17 protein-coding genes are annotated in these 18,414 nt (G+C 39.1%); 4 read left to right on the forward strand and 13 right to left on the reverse strand.

Annotated features, from left to right (window positions below):
• Window positions 1-5: 5 nt before the first annotated feature.
• The 6 genes from cyoD to ppsA form a co-directional block, all read right to left on the reverse strand.
• Window positions 6-332: a cytochrome o ubiquinol oxidase subunit IV gene (cyoD, locus tag BLV99_RS06815; RefSeq protein ID WP_004648831.1), complete on the reverse strand. Its 327-nt coding sequence runs from the start codon at window positions 330-332 to the stop codon at window positions 6-8.
• Window positions 332-949: a cytochrome o ubiquinol oxidase subunit III gene (gene cyoC, locus BLV99_RS06820; protein ID WP_004648832.1), complete on the reverse strand. Its 618-nt coding sequence runs from the start codon at window positions 947-949 to the stop codon at window positions 332-334. The genes cyoD and cyoC overlap by 1 nt, the downstream gene beginning before the upstream one ends.
• A 4-nt stretch (window positions 950-953) precedes the next feature.
• Window positions 954-2,942 (reverse strand): cytochrome o ubiquinol oxidase subunit I, encoded by a 1,989-nt coding sequence (gene cyoB, locus BLV99_RS06825; protein WP_086165859.1) that lies wholly within the window; start codon window positions 2,940-2,942, stop codon window positions 954-956.
• Window positions 2,943-2,945: 3 nt separating this feature from the next.
• The gene (gene cyoA / locus BLV99_RS06830; RefSeq protein ID WP_092689028.1) at window positions 2,946-4,007 is read right to left on the reverse strand and encodes a ubiquinol oxidase subunit II; all 1,062 of its coding nucleotides are present in this window, start codon (window positions 4,005-4,007) and stop codon (window positions 2,946-2,948) included.
• A 314-nt stretch (window positions 4,008-4,321) separates the two neighbouring features.
• Window positions 4,322-5,092 carry an RDD family protein gene (locus BLV99_RS06835; protein WP_086165861.1) on the reverse strand — a complete coding sequence of 257 codons (771 nt, stop codon included), beginning with the start codon at window positions 5,090-5,092 and terminating at the stop codon, window positions 4,322-4,324.
• Window positions 5,093-5,171: 79 nt separating this feature from the next.
• On the reverse strand, window positions 5,172-7,550 hold the full coding sequence (gene ppsA / locus BLV99_RS06840; RefSeq protein ID WP_092689031.1) for a phosphoenolpyruvate synthase: 2,379 nt from the start codon (window positions 7,548-7,550) through the stop codon (window positions 5,172-5,174).
• A gap of 154 nt (window positions 7,551-7,704) precedes the next feature.
• Here ppsA and ppsR point away from each other — a divergent pair, with 154 nt between their 5' ends.
• The gene (gene ppsR / locus BLV99_RS06845) at window positions 7,705-8,541 is read left to right on the forward strand and encodes a posphoenolpyruvate synthetase regulatory kinase/phosphorylase PpsR (protein WP_004648838.1); all 837 of its coding nucleotides are present in this window, start codon (window positions 7,705-7,707) and stop codon (window positions 8,539-8,541) included.
• Window positions 8,542-8,629: 88 nt separating this feature from the next.
• Window positions 8,630-9,358: a hypothetical protein gene (locus BLV99_RS06850; RefSeq protein ID WP_092689034.1), complete on the forward strand. Its 729-nt coding sequence runs from the start codon at window positions 8,630-8,632 to the stop codon at window positions 9,356-9,358.
• 54 nt (window positions 9,359-9,412) lie between these two features.
• On the opposite strand, the gene BLV99_RS06855 is transcribed toward BLV99_RS06850, so the two are convergent.
• The 5 genes from BLV99_RS06855 to BLV99_RS06875 all read right to left on the reverse strand — a co-directional run bounded on the left by BLV99_RS06855 (window position 9,413) and on the right by BLV99_RS06875 (window position 13,949).
• A complete protein-coding gene (locus BLV99_RS06855) occupies window positions 9,413-9,967 on the reverse strand; it encodes an NAD(P)/FAD-dependent oxidoreductase (RefSeq protein WP_092689037.1) in 555 nt (184 codons plus the stop codon).
• Window positions 9,968-10,259: 292 nt separating this feature from the next.
• On the reverse strand, window positions 10,260-10,736 hold the full coding sequence (yiaA, locus tag BLV99_RS06860) for an inner membrane protein YiaA (RefSeq protein WP_074945843.1): 477 nt from the start codon (window positions 10,734-10,736) through the stop codon (window positions 10,260-10,262).
• A gap of 589 nt (window positions 10,737-11,325) precedes the next feature.
• A complete protein-coding gene (locus BLV99_RS06865; RefSeq protein WP_092689040.1) occupies window positions 11,326-12,327 on the reverse strand; it encodes an LLM class flavin-dependent oxidoreductase in 1,002 nt (333 codons plus the stop codon).
• Between the two features lie 177 nt (window positions 12,328-12,504).
• Window positions 12,505-13,011: a glycine zipper domain-containing protein gene (locus BLV99_RS06870; protein WP_092689043.1), complete on the reverse strand. Its 507-nt coding sequence runs from the start codon at window positions 13,009-13,011 to the stop codon at window positions 12,505-12,507.
• Window positions 13,012-13,517: 506 nt separating this feature from the next.
• The gene (locus BLV99_RS06875; RefSeq protein WP_092689046.1) at window positions 13,518-13,949 is read right to left on the reverse strand and encodes a glycine zipper domain-containing protein; all 432 of its coding nucleotides are present in this window, start codon (window positions 13,947-13,949) and stop codon (window positions 13,518-13,520) included.
• A gap of 366 nt (window positions 13,950-14,315) precedes the next feature.
• Between BLV99_RS06875 and prfA the strand changes: the two genes are divergently transcribed.
• Both prfA and prmC read left to right on the forward strand, forming a co-directional pair.
• Window positions 14,316-15,404, forward strand: a complete 1,089-nt coding sequence (gene prfA, locus BLV99_RS06880) for a peptide chain release factor 1 (RefSeq protein ID WP_074947502.1) — start codon at window positions 14,316-14,318, stop codon at window positions 15,402-15,404.
• The gene (gene prmC, locus BLV99_RS06885) at window positions 15,404-16,222 is read left to right on the forward strand and encodes a peptide chain release factor N(5)-glutamine methyltransferase (RefSeq protein ID WP_092689049.1); all 819 of its coding nucleotides are present in this window, start codon (window positions 15,404-15,406) and stop codon (window positions 16,220-16,222) included. The genes prfA and prmC overlap by 1 nt, the downstream gene beginning before the upstream one ends.
• 362 nt (window positions 16,223-16,584) lie before the next feature.
• Here prmC and BLV99_RS06890 read toward each other — a convergent pair whose 3' ends face one another.
• Together BLV99_RS06890 and BLV99_RS06895 are read right to left on the reverse strand one after the other, a co-directional pair.
• Window positions 16,585-16,938, reverse strand: a complete 354-nt coding sequence (locus BLV99_RS06890; RefSeq protein ID WP_086184432.1) for a hypothetical protein — start codon at window positions 16,936-16,938, stop codon at window positions 16,585-16,587.
• 491 nt (window positions 16,939-17,429) lie between these two features.
• Window positions 17,430-18,410 (reverse strand): lipase secretion chaperone, encoded by a 981-nt coding sequence (locus BLV99_RS06895; RefSeq protein WP_244516291.1) that lies wholly within the window; start codon window positions 18,408-18,410, stop codon window positions 17,430-17,432.
• Between the last annotated feature and the right edge of the window lie 4 nt (window positions 18,411-18,414).

The following is an 18,414-nucleotide window of genomic DNA, read 5'->3' on the forward strand; positions in this document are numbered from 1 at the left end:
TCAGTTTAGATCATCATGTTGTAGTGAAGGTAGTTCATGATCCATACAGAACCAATCAGCAATACCGCAATACACAGTACTGTGTAGATAAATGCAATCACGTTCCAACGTTGTTCAGAAGACGAGTTCATGTGCAAGAAGAACATGAGCTGTACAAGAACCTGAGCAACTGCAGTAATAGCAATTACAGTAACCAAAATACCACGTCCAAAGCCACCGCTCATAACCATTCCAAAAGGAATAAGAGTAAGAGCAACTGACAAAATGAAACCAATAGTATATTGCTTCACGTTACCGTGCGATGCACCAGCAGAGTTGTGATCGTGACTCATTAGAGAACTCCCATCAAATAAACGACGCTGAATACACAGATCCAAACGATGTCAAGGAAGTGCCAGAACAAGCTTAGGCAAGCAAGACGACGAGTGTTTGGAAGAGTCAAACCATTTTTCTTGATTTGAATCATCAAAATGATCATCCATACCAAACCCGAAGTTACGTGAATACCATGCGTACCTACTAGCGTAAAGAACGAAGATAAGAACGCACTTGTGCTTGGGCCATGACCAGCATGAACTAAGTGATTGAACTCATAAAGTTCCATACCAATGAAGGCAGCACCAAATAACCATGTAATGATTAACCAAGTTAAAACTTGGCTAACATTTTTTTTGTATGCAGCAAGTACGGCAAAACCGAATGTTACAGAAGAGATGAGGAGAGCGAAAGTTTCAGTTAAAACGAAACCTAAAGACTCACCAAAAAGCTCTTTTGCACTTGGAGTACCCATTGGAATGTGACTGCTTAATACAGCGAACGCAATGAAGAGTGTCCCGAATAGGATCAAGTCACTCATCAAGTAAGTCCAGAAACCAAAGACGGTGATGTCGGTATCATCGTGGTGATGATCATCATGTCCATGGTTGTCGTGATGAAGTACTTCAGCCATTGTCTTAGTCCTTCTTCAAGTGTTTTTCAAGAATCGCATAGCGTTCGTTTTCAATGCGTTCTACTTCAGCAGCAGGCACATAGTAATCCACTTCTTTCGTGAATGAACTTACGATAAACGAAACGATAGCACCAATGAATCCAACAGCAGCTAACCACCAGATATGCCAGATTAAAGCAAAGCCCATAACAGTAATGAACATTGCAATAACAAAACCAGCAGCACGATTAGTTGGCATGTGTACATCTTCATACGACGTAGGACGCGCGTATGCAACACCGTTTTCTTTGTCAGTCCAGAAGCGGTCGATACCGTCAGCTTGTGGCACATGAGCAAAGTTATAGAACGGAGCAGGTGAAGAAGTAGCCCACTCTAATGTGCGAGCATCCCATGGATCGCCAGTCAAATCGAGATTGTCGTTGCGTTGTAAGAAACCAACAATGATTTGCATTAAGAAACATGCAATACCAATCGCGATAAGGATAGCACCAAACAAAGCGATAGCGATGTATGGATCCCATTCTGGGTTGTCATATGTATTCAGACGACGTGTCATACCCATGAAACCAAGGATATAAAGTGGCATGAATGCAAAGTAGAAGCCGAAGAACCAGAACCAGAAAGCTGCTTTACCCCAAGCTTCATTTAGTTTCCAACCAAACATTTTTGGCCAGTAGAAAATGATACCTGCGAACATTGCAAATACTACACCACCAATAATTACGTTATGGAAGTGAGCAATTAAGAATAACGAGTTATGTACTAAGAAGTCCGCTGGTGGAACTGCCATTAATACACCTGTTAAACCACCAATACCAAAAGTCACAAGGAAGCCTAGTGTCCATAGCATTGGTGTTGTAAAGGTAATACGACCCTTATACATGGTGAATAACCAAGAGAAGATTTTCACACCAGTCGGAATCGCAATAACCATGGTCATGATACCGAAGAACGCGTTAACGTTGGCACCAGCACCCATTGTAAAGAAGTGGTGAACCCATACTACGAACGCAAGTACTGTGATCGCAATAGTCGCATAAACCATTGATTTATAACCAAACAATGCTTTACGAGAGAAAGTGGATACAACTTCAGAGTAAATACCAAATGCTGGTAATACTAAGATGTATACTTCTGGGTGACCCCAAGTCCAAATCAAGTTTACATACAACATTGGGCTACCACCCAAGTCATTTGTAAAGAAGTGGAAGTCGAAGTAACGGTCAAGGGTTAACATTGCAATCGTTGCAGTTAACACTGGGAAAGATGCGATGATCAATACAGACGTACAAAGTGCAGTCCAAGTAAAGATCGGCATATCCATAAGTGTCATGCCAGGTGCACGCATTTTAATGATGGTAACAAAGAAGTTAACACCCGTTAAAAGAGTACCTAAGCCTGAAACCTGAAGTGCCCAAATGTAGTAGTCGACACCTACGCCAGGAGAATATTCGATGCCTGAAAGAGGAGGATAAGCCATCCAACCAGTCGCAGCAAATTCACCAAGTGCAAGAGAAGCCATCATGAGACCCGCAGCGCCGGCAAATAACCAGAAGCTTAAAGAGTTCAATAATGGGAAGGCAACGTCACGAGCACCAATCTGTAAAGGTACAGAGATGTTCATTAAGCCGACAACAAGACCCATTGCAACGAAGAAGATCATAATTACGCCATGGGCAGTAAAAATCTGATCGTAATGTTCAGGGTGTAAATAGCCTTCACCACCACCTCGTGCGAGGAACTGTTGAAGACGCATCATGATTGCATCTGCGAAGCCACGAAGTAACATGACTACAGATACCAAGATATACATGATACCAATTTTTTTATGGTCTACAGAAGTGAACCATTCAGTCCACAAGTAATTCCATTTTTTAAAGTAGGTGATCCCTGCAACAGCAGCAAGGCCACCTAGGATCATCATTGCAACAGTTGCCAATACGATTGGATCGTATGGAATTGCATCTGGTCCTAACTTACCTAAAAAGCTCATGTCTTATTCCTCTACAGAAGCAGTCGCATGCTCAACATTTGCATGAGCTTCAGAAGCAGCAGCTTCATGACCTACAGTTGCTGAGTGATCAGCACCATGGTAGTTGCTCATGTATCTGTTAATCACGGATTCGAACAATTTAGGCTCAACTGAAGAATAGTAAGTCACTGGGTGTGGCTTAGTCGGATAAGGCTTCATTGCTTCAGCAGCAGCCTTTTCTTCTGGAGTCGTTGCTTTTGCCACTAATGCTTCGATTTGGTGCTTACCACGGTTACCATCACGTAAGGTTGCAAATTCAGTTTGGTCTAAAATACCTTTTTGAATTGCTTCAGGATTAACTGAAGTACCATTACCTGCTTTAACTGCTGCTACCCAATTGGCAAACTGTGCATCTGTTACAGAATGAGCTTTAAAGCGCATTTGCGAGAAGCCATAACCTGAATAGTTAGAAGAGAAACCACGGAATACGCCAGTCGTGTCTGCTAACATGTGCAAGTGAGTTTGCATACCCGCCATTGCATAAATCTGACCAGACAATGCAGGAATAAAGAACGAGTTCATTGTGAAGTTAGACGTAATACGTAAGCTTAACGGGGTTTTCTCTGGAAAGCGCATTTCGTTAACAGTTGCAATATCTTGTTCTGGATAAATAAAGATCCATTTGAATTGTTCAGCAATAACTTGAACAGTTAACGGAGCTTTATCTGATTCGAGCGGGCGGTAAGGGTCATACTTGTGTGAACCCCACCAAGTTAACCAAGCTAGAATACCAATAATAATGACTGGAACACCCCAAACTATAATTTCAATAGCGGTAGAGTGTGCCCAAGTAGGTTTATAGTCTGCATCTTTATTCGACGCGCGATATTTCCAACCAAACCACAATGCCATAATAACTGATGGAATTACCACCAAAAGCATTAAGTAGATCGCAGTCATCATCAGGTTACTTTGACCTTCAGCAACTGGACCTTTTGAGTTTAGAAGTACCATATCACCGCCACACCCAGTTAAGAGTGCAGCCATCGCAGATAAAGACAATACAGCTAAAATCGTTTGTCTCATTTTACAACCTCGGTGAAGAGTCCCATTCCCTAATTTAATATGGGATAGCGATTAAAGTGTCGCATGATTGGAAATATTTATTTTCACTTAGAAATTCTAAGCATAGAAAATCCTTCCCAATCATGAGACACCGCTACGTTGTAGGGCATTATGCCTCATATTGTTGAACTAAGCTATATGTAAAGTGGCTTTAAATGACTGTTATAAAAACTGATTTTTTTACTCGGAATTAAAGTTTTAAGATGAAAATTATTATTTTAATATCAATATTCTGGGGAAAAACAGGGAGATAAAATCATCCCTGTTTTTGATGTTTATTGTTTGATCACTTTGGTTTTAGCTAATTTGTCATGTAAAGTTTGACGTTTTTCGCTCAATGCGAAAACATGGTCAATAATTGTGATCAACGGCATAAAGAGCATATTTAAAATAATGAAGATAAAACTACGCAAAGTGAAGACACGCATCAGACTGACTTTTTCCCCATTTTCGGCATCGACAATTTTAATTTTGGTGAGTTTTTTACCAATACTTTGCCCAGATTTTGCCAACATGAAGGCTTGAATACCTAGCATAATGATGATGTATACAAACATGGCTTGCCAAGCTTCTATAGGAATAAGGGTAAATAATTCCTGTTGTAATTGTACAGCTTGAGTTGATGTGTCAGCAGATTGCATCTTTTGTTGAATATCAGACAATTGATTAAATTGATCCGGTTTTAGAAAAAATGAAGGAATCGCTGCTGCCGGCAACCACAATAATAAGTCGATAATTTTTGCTAAAATACGGGTAGTAATGGAAGCAAGTTCGCTGTTTTGAGTTGGTTTTTTCCCCGATTGTACTTTACCCATAGTTGAATTTTGTAAAGGTGTTTTTTCGAGGAAGGGGGTTGGGGCAGTATAACCTACAGGTTCATATACAAGTTTACCCTTGGTTAATTCACCTAAAGCTTTCCATTCTGGCATACCTTGGTGCCAAGCTAAGTCAGTGAGCATGACTTGCTGACTCGCGAGCATTTGATTGAGTTGCTCTAAGGTGTATGGACCCGCTTGTTGATTATCACGTGCCAAGTAAATTTGCATAAAATTGAATTCTCAAAACTAAATCTTAAAAGATGGATAAAAAAAGACCCACTAGTGGGTCTTTTTTTAACACGTTTTATTAAACTTGTTTAGTCTTTTCTTCTGCTAAGAAGAACCAAGTGTCTAAAACTGAGTCTGGATTTAATGAAACAGATTCGATGCCTTGTTCCATCAACCATCGAGCAAGGTCAGGATGATCAGAAGGGCCTTGACCACAAATACCAACGTATTTGCCTGCTTTACGGCATGCATGAATTGCCATAGAGAGTAATGCTTTAACAGCAGGATCACGCTCATCAAACAGGTGAGAAACGATACCAGAGTCGCGGTCTAAACCAAGTGTTAATTGAGTCAAGTCGTTTGAACCGATAGAGAAACCATCGAAGTGCTCAAGGAATTGTTCAGCTAACAATGCATTGGTTGGTAATTCGCACATCATGATGACTTTAAGGCCATTTTCACCACGTTTAAGACCATTAAGCGCCAATAGTTCAATAACACGTTTTGCTTCTGCAACTGTACGTACAAAAGGAATCATGATTTGAATATTGGTTAAACCCATTTCGTCACGCGCTTTCTTCAATGCGCGGCATTCAAGTTCGAAGCAGTCACGGAAATTGTCAGACACATAACGGCTTGCACCACGGAAGCCCAACATTGGATTTTCTTCTTCTGGCTCGTATAACTTACCGCCAATGAGGTTCGCATATTCGTTTGACTTGAAGTCAGACATACGAACAATCACAGGCTTGTCAGCGAAAGCAGCAGCAAGAGTTGAAATACCTTCAACCAATTTTTCGACATAGAATTCGATTGGAGAAGAGTAACCTGCTGTACGCGCCATGACCGCAGCACGTGTTTCACGTGGAAGGCTATCAATGTTCAATAACGCTTTTGGATGCACACCAATCATACGGTTGATGATGAATTCTAAACGTGCAAGACCAATACCTTCATTTGGAATAGTTGCGAAATCGAATGCACGGTCAGGGTTACCTACGTTCATCATGATTTTGAACGGAAGTTTAGGCATAGATTCAATCGAGTTACGTTGAATTTCGAAATCTAAAGAGCCTTCATAAATGAAGCCTGTATCACCTTCAGCACAAGAAACAGTCACTTCTTGACCGTCAGTCAATACTTCAGTTGCATTGCCACAACCAACGATTGCTGGAACACCAAGTTCACGTGCAATAATTGCAGCATGACATGTACGACCACCACGATTCGTCACGATGGCAGCAGCACGTTTCATGACTGGTTCCCAATCTGGGTCAGTCATGTCAGAGACAAGAACGTCACCCGGTTGTACTTTGTCCATTTCTTTAATTGACGTTACGATGCGGACTTTACCAGAACCGATACGTTGACCAATTGAACGACCTTCACAAACGACAGTACCTTTTTGTTTAAGCAGGTAGCGTTCCATTGTGCCGACATTTTCACGGCTTTTTACTGTTTCTGGACGTGCTTGAACGATATAAATTTGATCATCGTCGCCATCTTTCGCCCATTCGATGTCCATTGGTGAACCGTAATGGTTTTCAATGATCAATGCTTGTTTAGCAAGTTCTTGAAGCTCATGATCATTCAGTGCGAATTGTTGACGATCTTGTTTTTCAACGTCTACAACAACAACTGATTTACCTGTAGAGCCTTCTTCACCATAAATCATTTTTTGGTGTTTAGAGCCAAGATTACGACGTAGGATTGAATGTTTCCCTGCGTTTAATAATGGTTTAGAAAGGTAGAATTCGTCAGGGTTTACCGCGCCCTGAACAACCATTTCACCCAAACCATAAGATGCAGTGATAAATACAACATCACGGAAACCAGACTCTGTATCTAGTGTAAACATTACACCCGCAGCACCTGTCTCAGAACGTACCATTCGTTGAATACCAGCAGATAAGGCTACAACTTCATGTTTAAAATTTTGATGTACGCGATATGCAATTGCACGGTCATTATAAAGTGAAGCAAAAACTTCTTTAATTGCGATCAATACATTATCGATGCCGCGAATATTTAAGAAAGTTTCTTGTTGACCCGCAAAAGAAGCATCTGGTAAGTCTTCTGCAGTTGCAGATGAACGAACGGCAACCGCGATTTCAGGGTTGCCGTTAGAAAGGTCTGCGAAAGCGTTGTGAACTTCTTTTTCAAGTTCGGCTGTAAGCGGAGTATCGACGATCCATTGGCGAATTTTTGCGCCAGATTCTGCAAGAGCATTGACATCATCAACATTTAAAGTTGATAGCTCTGCCTGAATTTTAGCGTTTAGGCCACTTTGCTCGAGAAATTCACGATAAGCAGCAGCAGTCGTTGCGAAGCCACCTGGCACTGATACACCAGCATTGGATAAGTGGCTGATCATTTCACCTAAAGATGAGTTTTTCCCACCTACAAGTTCAACGTCGTGTTTCCCTAATTTTTCTAGACCAATTACGCGCGCTTCCAATGTTGTTACTCCACTTTTGCAGTATTAATCACTATCTTGCATGAAATTATAACAAATCTACTTAGCATTTTGATTTTACTAAGCGAAAGTTATATAAGATCAGTTTACTATAAAGATTTTATAGCACTTAGACAAATATTTAAGGAGAATTTTAATGTCAGAAGGTAAACAAATTAAGCGTAGTGTATTTTTTGTATCTGATGGTACAGCAATTACTGCTGAAACCCTTGGACACTCACTGTTAGCGCAATTTCCTCATGTTAATTTTGACATTCATATTATTCCTTATATTAGCTCTGAAGAAGCAGCCATGAATGTGGTTGCAGAAATTAATCAACGCGCTGATCGTGATGGGCAGCAACCTTTGGTATTTGATACTCTTGTAGACCCGTATGTACGCGATATTATTAATACTGCAAATGCGGTAAATCTTGATGTTTTTGAAGGTCTTATTGGTAAGTTGTCTGAGGTTTTAGGTACTCCTCCTACAACTTTAGTCGGGCAAACCCATGCAGTGACCGACTCAGAGTCATATAAAGCCCGTATTGATGCGGTTCATTTTGCGCTAGACAATGATGATGGTGCGCGTACACGTCATTATGATAAAGCAGATTTAATTTTAATTGGTGTGTCGCGTTCAGGCAAAACACCAACTTCAATTTATTTGTCATTACAGTTTGGTATTCGTGTAGCAAACTACCCACTGACTGAAGAAGACTTGGATGACAATCGTTTGCCTGCTGTATTAAAAGCACATAAACATAAGTTATTTGGCTTAATGATTGATGCAGAAAGGCTTGTAGCGATTCGTTCTGAACGTAAAGCCAATAGCCGTTATGCAAGTTTCAGTCAGTGTCAGATGGAGCTTCGTGCCGTTGAGGGGATTTATATTTCTGAGGGGATTAAATATTTGAATGTTTCTGAAATGTCGATTGAGGAAATTTCAACACGTGTTCTACAAATGACGGGTTTGAAACGTCGTATAGGTTAATTGTCATTACATTATTCTATAGAAATAAGAGTCTTTGTGTAGGCTCTTATTTCATGCCATAAATAACAAAGATAATGGATGAGTTAATATGAAAAAGATATTAAAAATAGCTGGTTTTAGTGTTTTGTCTGTTGGTTTTTTAAACCATAGCTATGCCAATACCACGACTTTAAGTGTTTTAGAACAACAGATTTATACACAATATGCTGTGCAAGACTTTTATACAGTCAATCAAAAATTCGAAAGTGATGTAGTGAAGTTGATTGAAAAAAATGCAGATAGTTATACTTATCGCTTTCCCAAACTTACCGAAAACTTTGGCTTAAGTATTCGCTACACGCCTGATCAATTGCTTAAAACCTATACTTTTGATGTTGGCGGTGGTGGCACTATGGGGACATATTCATCTTATGCACAGTTTAAAAATGCGCCCAAAAAGAAACTTCAAGCGATTGAAACTGGTTTTATTCGAAGTGTTGATCAAATCACGATGTCTGGACAGCCAATTTATTTAATTCAAAGTTACTATAAAGGTGATAGTTGTGTTGGTGCTTATCAAATACAAGCTTATAAACAGCAGAAAAATCAGTTGAATCCAGTACCAATTTTCCAAACCAAAAACAAAAAATTAGATACGATTAGTGTGGATTATAACTGTCAATATGATGCCGAACGTAAAGGGGATTATATTCGTGTTTCGAAGGATTTGAAGTTTATTGATATTAAATTATTAGATCAAAATACCAAGCCAACGGGTAAATACTTACGCTATCAAAAAAATAACAACAATTATCAATATATCGGTACGGTGAAATAAGTTGATGTAAAAAAGAGGTCAAGATGAATTGACCTCTTTTTTATCTTTAAAATTTTAGTAAGTGCTAATAATGACATCTACTTTATGTTCAGTACCATCCATACTTTGTATTGCTTGATCGGTGATTTTAACGATGGGCCAAGTAATGAGTTTACAATTTTCACGTTGTAAAGCTGAATAATAAGTATCTGATTTTAGAAAGAGCTTGTGTTCAGAAGCCGAATTCGGCATTAGCTGTCGTTTTAACCAATTATCTTGAACTTGTGATTCAAGATAACGAATAGCCAATAATGCTTTGATTCGGTTGTTAAATAAACGACGATTTTTAATAATCAAAGGGTGTGAAAGGAGTTTATGTATTCCTTTTTCTGTCTGAGGTAATAAAAAATGTGGCGTGATTTGAAATACTTTAACCAATTTAGCATCATTACAAATTTGCGCAAGATACGTCACAGTCATTTGGTCTGCACCAATAATAGCCACATTTAAACCTGAAAAATCAAATCGTTTGATATCTTCAGCGGCAACGATTTTCCCTTTAAAATTCTGAAAAAAATCGAGTGAGTTTTGAAAGAAACCATCCAATGGATTCTTTTTCTTGTTAACCATTTTCATATCCTTTCTTGTTTTTACTTCATTGCAGTTGGTTCTGCAATTCATTGGTATATCCAAGATAGAACTTTTGGTAAAGATTTTTCTGGAATCTGGTCAGTCATCGTCATCATGGTGTGGATGGAAATATGAAACTATTTTTGCTTAAAATTGATGATCTTGCGTGTGAAACTGGATGAGCTGATCATAAAAATAAGGCTTGTTCTGAGACAGTAAGCCTTATTTTTAAATGTCATAGAGGATTTGACTGGGATCAGACGTTGCAAAAAAGATTATGCTTTAACACAGCTTAATTTTTTTCATCATCATGTTCTATATTCTCAAAGGGTGTTTGTGAATAATGCGGCACACTGGGTGGCTGTGTATGCATTCTAAGATAGTCTAAATCGCGAATATTTTTTTGTACGGCAACTGCACCAAATAAGCTCAGTAAAAAAGCCATGATATAAAAGCCTTTTTCACTCAATTCAAGTGAAGCATTCCATAAACCAATGCTCAGCAGTGCAATGCAGATCACGATGGAAGCCCAACATAGCCCAAAATAAATAGCGGTGACATGAACGCCTTCTAGCTTATCTCGGATAATTTTTTGCAAGGATACTGCTGCGAATAAACCATACAAAATGAGAATTAAATAATAACCTTTTTCGTTGAGCAGCATGTCTGCATTCCACAAACCGATCATATATGCTGCTGCACCTGCAATTAGAGCAACCCAACTTGCAGCAATAAATGCAGATGTTGGTTTATTAATATATTGATTCATTCTATTTTCCATTTTTGTATTGGATTGTTTTTTATATCACTATTATGCAGAAGCTGAACAGGATCGCAAATGTTGTTTAATCTGAATAGAGTAAAGTTAATAATGATGTAAGGAGCGTTATGGTGATTTGCAATAAAAAAATAGCACCTTAGATAAGTAGTACCAGTCAGTTAAGGAGTTTGGTAATAGACTCCTTAACTTTTTAATTCTTTACGACGGAGTCTTATATTTTTTAAATCAAATATTTGGAGCTCATCTATTACTTTGGATAAGCCCAAATGAGAAGCCTCAAAATATATTTTGAGTTCGCAAGAAAGGCATCTTGCGGCGCAGTGCGCCTCACCGCAAAACTCGCCAAATATCTTTTATTAATTAATAAATCGAAGAAACTGTACTTTTCCAATCTTGCGGTGTATACACCTCATGCCTTGCGCTGCAAAATAAAGCTGTGCTTTATTTATTGCTCAAGTTGCGGATGACGTTTCCGCGTATCGAATAACATTATGAATTTAAAAAATAAAATGCCAGTCAATTTCTTAACTGACTGGCATTATCTTAGATAGGTGCTATTTTGGCCGTATTAAAGTGATTAAGCGTTTTTGATATTCATTAATAATTCAAAGTTTTCAATGCGCTTGTCTGTGTCATAAATATCACAAGTGAAAATAAACTCATCGACATCGTATTTTTCTAACAGCATTTCTAAACCAGCTTTGACCGTGTCGGGTGAACCAACTTGAGCCATGGCATAGAAATTATCGACAGACATTTTTTCTGCGGATGACCATAGTCCATCCATCGTTGCAACAGGGGCTTTAAGTTTTAAACTTTGTCCACGCATTAAGCCAAGTACACGTTGGTATGCGCTAGTGGCTAAATATTCAGCTTCTGCATCTGTTTGGGCGACTACCGTTGGAACGCCCATAGAAATATAGGGTTTGTCTAAATATTCAGAAGGTTCAAAGTTTTCTCTATATAGTTTGATGGCTTGATCCAACATGCGTGGTGCAAAGTGTGAAGCAAACGAATAGGGCAGTCCTAGTTTTGCCGCCAATTGGGCACTAAATAAGCTTGAACCTAATAACCAAACTGGCACATGAGTATTTTGTCCCGGTGTGGCAATAATACGTTGCTGTGGAGCAGGTGCTTTAAAATATTGTAGTATTTCCAAAATATCTTGTGGAAATTGATCTTCAGTTTTTTGACGACCACGACGTAAGGCACGCATGGTCACTTGGTCTGTTCCGGGTGCACGTCCAAGACCTAGTTCAACACGGTCAGGGTAGAGGGTTGCTAAAGTACCAAATTGTTCTGCAACAACCAGTGGTGCATGATTCGGCAACATAATGCCGCCTGAACCCACTTTTAAAGTTTGAGTATTCGCTAAGATGTAACCCAATAAAACGGCAGTTGCAGAGCTGGCAATACCATCCATATTATGATGTTCTGCAAGCCATAGGCGTTTGTAGCCTAATTCTTCCGCTTTTTGTGCAAGTGCCAAAGCATGATGAAGTGAAAACTGAATGCTTTTATCATCACGAACGGGAGCAAGTTCAAGGATTGAAAAAGGGGTGTCTTTTAATGAGCGCATCTGTTTTCTCAAATATGGAATCTGAGTAGAGCATACGATGCCTGATTGAACTTGTATATCGTTTTTTTTCGATATATGTTTTTTCAATATATTCTGTATCTTGATCTGCTTTATAGATGGTTTTTTAGCAGCTATAAAAAAAGCACCCGAAGGTGCTTTAAATTGAATCTTTAGCCATTAACGATGGTTTTTATAGTGTCCGCGATGGCGACCATTATCGTGTCTGTAATTACGATCATTGTAGCTGTATTTGTTGTTGCGATAGCCATTGTTGTTATAACGGTCGCGGTCATTACGATCTTCATCATAGCGGCGGTCTTCACTGACTTTTTTACCCAGTACAGAACCACCCGCAGCACCTAGCGCTGAACCAACATAGCCGCCAGTTGTACCAGCAACATTTTTACCGACAGTATAACCACCCACACCACCTAAACCACCACCGATTGCAGCACCCGTACGGTTACGACGATCACTTGAGATCGCAGCGCCACCAGCCCCACCAATTGCAGAACCAATCATTGCCCCAGTGTTGCCACCCATTTGTTTACCAAGCGCAGTACCGACCACACTGCCTAAAGCAGACGTCGCTGCTACACGTGTAGAACTATCAGCATAGGTTGTTGTTGCTGTTACTGCTGATGTTGCAACTACAGCGGCAAGAATTATTGAATTAAATTTCATGGCAAACTCCTTTTTGAAGCTTTCGTTATATCTTGAGTCTAATGTAGTCAAAGATTTGGAAATGAAGATGAATAGCGTGTTAATCGTTTGTATTCTTTATCTACTCAATTCATTCATGATTGGGGCGAGATAGAGGGGAATAGGCTGTTTATGCTGTAAAAAACATCAATTCAAGGTCGTGCGGGGAAATTGGGGGGTAAAAACAAATATATTCACTTTTTTGATTTATGACCGCAGATGACTTTTAAATCAAGATTTGGAACGGGTTAGATTCTTTGCTTTAGCCGAAAGGGGGTATCGTATCCAGCACAGAATTTATCAAAAGATTTTTATTGCAGTTTTAGTGGCAGAAATTTTATTTTTCCAAGTAATTTTATGGAGAGTTGTGATGGGTGAAAGTTTGGTGAAAACACATTGAATAGCAGTTAAAAAAATGCCAGTCAGTTTTTTAACTGACTGGCATTTTTTAAATAAGGAATTTTATTATTCAGTTAGCTAATGATAACTTAGTGATGGTTACGACGGTATTTTTTAGATTTCTTTTTATAAGAGCGTTGGTCAGCATGACGGTCTTGTGATACTTTTTTACCGAGTACAGAGCCACCCGCAGCACCTAAAGCTGAACCCACATAGCCACCAGTTGTACCACCTACGCTTTTACCGACAGTATAACCGCCCACACCACCTAAACCACCACCGATAGCAGCGCCAGTACGGTCGCGTTTGTTTGCTGATACAGCAGCACCACCCGCACCACCAATAGCAGAACCAATCATCGCGCCAGTGTTGCCACCCATGCTTTTACCAATAGCCGTACCTGCTACACTACCTAATGCAGACGTTGCTGCTACGCGAGTTGTATTATCAGCATGAGCATTCACTGCCATTATTGAGGTTGCTGCTAATGTTGCGCTTAATAATAATGCATTAAGTTTCATAGTTAACTCCATGTCCAAAAAGCGGACCATTGTAATTGCTTTCGATGGCGGTAAATGTAACAAAAATATTTGGTGAAATATGGAGATGACGAAGCAGAGTTATGTGGTTTAGTGTCTGCTTTGTATTAGTTTTATTAAAAATGTGTAGAAAAGCCCGCCAAAGATACATTTGCAATTGAAATATGAATAAACCTAGGAGTGATTTAAATCACATTTTCAAAAATGTTCTTTTTTAATAAGAGGATTTGTCGCAACAATATCTATGTCATTTACACCCTAGAATCGTTACACTAAGCACAATTTTTTTGAGCTGATTTATGTCATGTAAGGCATAGAGATAGCCATTGTCTTGAGATATTTTACACAATGAAAGAGTCGTTACGTTTACGATTAGATCAACTTTCTGACCGTCATGAAGAATTAAACGCATTGCTTGCGGATATAGAAGTCATTTCTGACAACAAGCGTTTTCGTCAACTTTCGCGTGAGCATAATGACTTAACAGAAATCACCGAAGTTTGGAAAAAGTATACCCAAGCAGAAAAAGATATTGAAACTGCTGAAGCGATGCTCTCTGATCCTGATTTCAAAGAAATGGCGCAAGAAGAGATTAAGGACAATAAAGCCATTATTGCTCAGCTTGAAGCCGATTTAAACATCTTAATGATTCCAAAAGATCCAAATGATGCGAATTCTGCTTATTTAGAGATTCGTGCTGGAACCGGTGGTGATGAAGCAGCGATCTTCTCTGGCGATTTGTATCGTATGTACAGTAAATACGCTGAAACTCAAGGTTGGCGTCTTGAAGTACTGTCTGAAAATGAAGGTGAGCATGGCGGCTATAAAGAAGTCATTTGCCTGATTAATGGCGATGGTGTTTACGGTCGTTTGAAATTTGAAAGTGGTGCACATCGTGTACAGCGTGTACCTGCGACTGAATCGCAAGGACGTGTTCATACTTCTGCATGTACCGTGGCAATTTTACCTGAAGTTGATGTCGATACTTCGGTGGAAATCAATTCATCTGAATTACGTATTGATACTTACCGTGCTTCGGGTGCGGGTGGTCAGCATATTAACAAAACCGACTCTGCTGTTCGTATTACTCACTTACCAACGGGTACGGTAGTAGAATGTCAGGATGAGCGTTCGCAGCATAAGAACAAAGCCAAAGCGATGGCACTTTTGGTGTCACGTTTAGAAAATGCTAAACGTGCGGCAGCTGATGCGGCAACGTCTGAAATGCGCCGTGATTTAGTAGGTTCAGGCGACCGCTCAGAACGTATTCGTACTTATAACTATCCGCAAGGTCGCATGACTGATCACCGTATTAATTTAACTTTATATAAGTTAGATGCGGTGATGGAAGGTGATTTAACAGAGTTATTGGATAGTTTACATCGTGAATATCAAGCAGATCAGTTAGCAATGCTTGCACAGCAGAATGGTGGTTAATGAATATTGCACAGGCATTAGCCTTACGTGGTGAATCGGAAAGTTACGAACGCCAAGAAAATGCATGGTTGCTTGAACACATTACCAAAATCGATTCTTTTGATTTGGTTATGAAAAAAGCCCAAGCATTAACGGCAGAGCAAGAGCAAGCCTATGTTGCGGCATTGGCACGAATTGAAGCTGGCGAACCTTTGGCTTATGTGACGGGTTCACAACCATTTTGGACTTTAGATTTAAAAGTAACCAAAGATACTTTGGTGCCAAGACCAGACACTGAAGTTTTGGTGGAAACAGTTTTGCATTTAGACTTACCTGAAGATGCTCGAATTGTAGATTTAGGCACAGGTACAGGTGCAATTGCTTTATCGCTTGCCAGTGAACGTCCAGATTGGGCTATCACAGCAACTGATATTTATCAGCCAACGTTAGACGTTGCGCAGTTTAATGCAGATAAACATGATTTACCTCAAGTTAAATTTGCTTTAGGCAGTTGGTTTAAAGCTTTAGAGCGTAATCAATTCTTTGATGTAATTGTATCGAATCCGCCTTATATTGATCCGAATGATAAGCACATGAAGGATTTAGCAACTGAGCCAAAACGAGCTTTAGTCGCAGCGAATAATGGTCTAGCTGATATTGAATTTATCATTCAAAATGGTAAAAAATGGTTGACTGCTAACGGTTGGATTGCGCTTGAGCATGGTTATAATCAAGGTGGTGTGGTCTATCAACTGTTTAAGAAATATGGTTATAAAGATATTCAAACCATTAAAGATTACAGCGGTAATAATCGCGTAACAATCGGTTGTTCAAAATAGCTGACAAAGAAAGAGATTTAAAAAAGCGCATTATGCGCTTTTTTTTTGCTTATTTATTCAGAGTTTAATCATCGATTTTCGATTTTTGATTAAAAAAGGAGTAGCCGAACTTTCTTTTAAATGTAATTTTTTTGTAATTACGTTGTGTGTTTTAAGTGTTTGCAATTATCTTCAGGTAAGACAAAGAATAAGTTATTGCAATCAGCATTAGTTTAAGTAAAGTGATCAGCATAAATCGCCTAGCGTACAATATAGAGCATAAAGAGCTTTACTATAAATTTCGATCAAAATAACTTATTCAATAATGATTTACCCATAAAAAAGCGACTCAAAAGAGTCGCTTTTTAAAGCCATTTACAACATTACATTGGATAATCTTGTAGGCAATCGGATACTTCAACTTGCTCTAAAGCATCTGTTTCGAGTGCAAGGCAAAGCGTCACAATTTTCTTCAGATCAGCTAAATATTGTTCATCTTTAAAGGATGCACCTAACTGAAAGGCTTGAATATGGTCAGCACTAATATCAAGTGCTTGTACTACTTCAATGGCATCGACTTCATTAAAAAATGCAGTTACAGCATGATTTAAGTCAAGGTCTGATGCATTTAGAATGCCTTGATTCAGTTGCTCTTCAAATTGTGGAGTAGGAGACTGCAAAGCTTGGGTGAAGTTTTGCACGAGACGTTGATCGAGAACATCAATCATTTTAAGCATGACAGAACCTTTGATTTAAGGTGGTTTTACAGGAGAAGAACAGCAGGTTAAGCATAAAATATGCTTTTAAATTGAGTGAAAAACAACCTATTTTGGGGCTTTATGCAAACATCTTCCGATGAATGAAAAATTGAGTTTTTAAGCGTATGAAAACCTTGAAATTATTTAATAATAGGGTCTGTTGATACTTCATCAGGGTAATTAGATGAGGTATGTACATGGATTGGTGCTTATATAAAATTAAGTACTTAGTTGAGAATATAGCTAGATTTTGGTTTTAAGCTACCTTTAAATTAACTCTAAAGATATGAAATAAATATACTTATTTTAATAATTTGGCGGCATGGTTTTTATTTGGCCATAGCTGATTCAAACTAGAAAATATCGTGAAATTGCAAGGCGTGATGACAAGCTAAAGCAACATTATTTCCATAACTTTGCTTTAGCTGTGCTTTTTTTTGGGTTGAAATGATGAATGCTTAAGCCACTAATTAAAGTGCTTTTGTCGTAGTTGTTCCAGCCGTAGTTGATATTGCTGCTGCCAGCCGTAGTTGATATTGCTGCTGCCAGGTACTTTCAGGCAAGCTTTGTTTTCGTTGGTTCATTTCTTGGTTTAAAGTCGCAAGCTCCGATTGATAACTTGCCACTTGTTGCTGTTGTTGAGCGACTTGTTGTTCACGTGCAGCCAATTGTGCGGCTTCTTTAGGTGAGAAGTAACTGCTAAGCAACTGTTGGGTAATCTTTTGTTGTTGTACAGGGTCGGTGATACCAATTAAAGCCAATTTAAGTGCTTTATCATAACTGCCATTTTGACCATCAATATTTTTGCTTGAATTTTTATATTGTTGTTGCAGTTGTGCAAGTTCACTCAGACGTTGCTGTTGCGTCATCTGCGGTGCTCGATTCAGGAGTTCGCCATAGGCAAACTGATAGCTGGCAAATTCTTTTTCTTCACCAAAGCCGAGCTGTGCTTCTTTTTGACCTAAAGTCTGCTCACGTAATTTCCAAATTTCCTGATAACGCTGCTGTGGTGTCATTTGTGTGGACATTATTTTAGCTTGCATTTCTTTTTCATAGAGCGGTAGGCGTTCAATTAGTTGCTCTAAAGTCTGGGCAAATTGTTGATCAGGATATTCGGCTAATACCTGTTTTAATAATGCCTGACAGTTTGCATCAGGGCAGTTTTGCTGTAACTGGGTCAATAATTGTGTGATATTGCCCGGATTTTTTTGAAAAAATTGAATCATTTGTTTGATTGATTCTTGTTGCTGCTGTTGCTGCATTTTTGACTCGTCATTGTTTGCAGCTGCAAACTTATCTTGCGAACCCATTGGTTGACCCGTTTTTGTGAGGGACGATGATGAAGTCTGAGTTTGATCCGATGTGGCATATGATGGGCCAATGCCCAACCATATACCAACACCAATCACCAATAAACTCAGCACCAAAGCGATAAGCCCAAAGTGCTTCATTGAT

The sequence above is a fragment of the Acinetobacter kyonggiensis genome, assembly GCF_900107285.1.
In the GTDB taxonomy this organism is placed as follows: Bacteria; Pseudomonadota; Gammaproteobacteria; order Pseudomonadales; family Moraxellaceae; genus Acinetobacter; species Acinetobacter kyonggiensis.

Coding starts and splice junctions, on each gene's coding strand:
- BLV99_RS06865 (WP_092689040.1), bottom strand. CDS start 12,327: ATGCGCTCATTAAAAGACACCCCTTTTTCAATCCTTGAACTTGCTCCC.
- BLV99_RS06870 (WP_092689043.1), bottom strand. CDS start 13,011: ATGAAATTTAATTCAATAATTCTTGCCGCTGTAGTTGCAACATCAGCA.
- BLV99_RS06855 (WP_092689037.1), bottom strand. CDS start 9,967: ATGGTTAACAAGAAAAAGAATCCATTGGATGGTTTCTTTCAAAACTCA.
- prmC (WP_092689049.1), top strand. CDS start 15,404: ATGAATATTGCACAGGCATTAGCCTTACGTGGTGAATCGGAAAGTTAC.
- BLV99_RS06835 (WP_086165861.1), bottom strand. CDS start 5,092: ATGCAAATTTACTTGGCACGTGATAATCAACAAGCGGGTCCATACACC.
- yiaA (WP_074945843.1), bottom strand. CDS start 10,736: ATGAATCAATATATTAATAAACCAACATCTGCATTTATTGCTGCAAGT.
- prfA (WP_074947502.1), top strand. CDS start 14,316: ATGAAAGAGTCGTTACGTTTACGATTAGATCAACTTTCTGACCGTCAT.
- cyoD (WP_004648831.1), bottom strand. CDS start 332: ATGAGTCACGATCACAACTCTGCTGGTGCATCGCACGGTAACGTGAAG.
- ppsR (WP_004648838.1), top strand. CDS start 7,705: ATGTCAGAAGGTAAACAAATTAAGCGTAGTGTATTTTTTGTATCTGAT.
- BLV99_RS06890 (WP_086184432.1), bottom strand. CDS start 16,938: ATGCTTAAAATGATTGATGTTCTCGATCAACGTCTCGTGCAAAACTTC.
- BLV99_RS06895 (WP_244516291.1), bottom strand. CDS start 18,410: ATGAAGCACTTTGGGCTTATCGCTTTGGTGCTGAGTTTATTGGTGATT.
- cyoA (WP_092689028.1), bottom strand. CDS start 4,007: ATGAGACAAACGATTTTAGCTGTATTGTCTTTATCTGCGATGGCTGCA.
- BLV99_RS06850 (WP_092689034.1), top strand. CDS start 8,630: ATGAAAAAGATATTAAAAATAGCTGGTTTTAGTGTTTTGTCTGTTGGT.
- cyoB (WP_086165859.1), bottom strand. CDS start 2,942: ATGAGCTTTTTAGGTAAGTTAGGACCAGATGCAATTCCATACGATCCA.
- BLV99_RS06875 (WP_092689046.1), bottom strand. CDS start 13,949: ATGAAACTTAATGCATTATTATTAAGCGCAACATTAGCAGCAACCTCA.
- cyoC (WP_004648832.1), bottom strand. CDS start 949: ATGGCTGAAGTACTTCATCACGACAACCATGGACATGATGATCATCAC.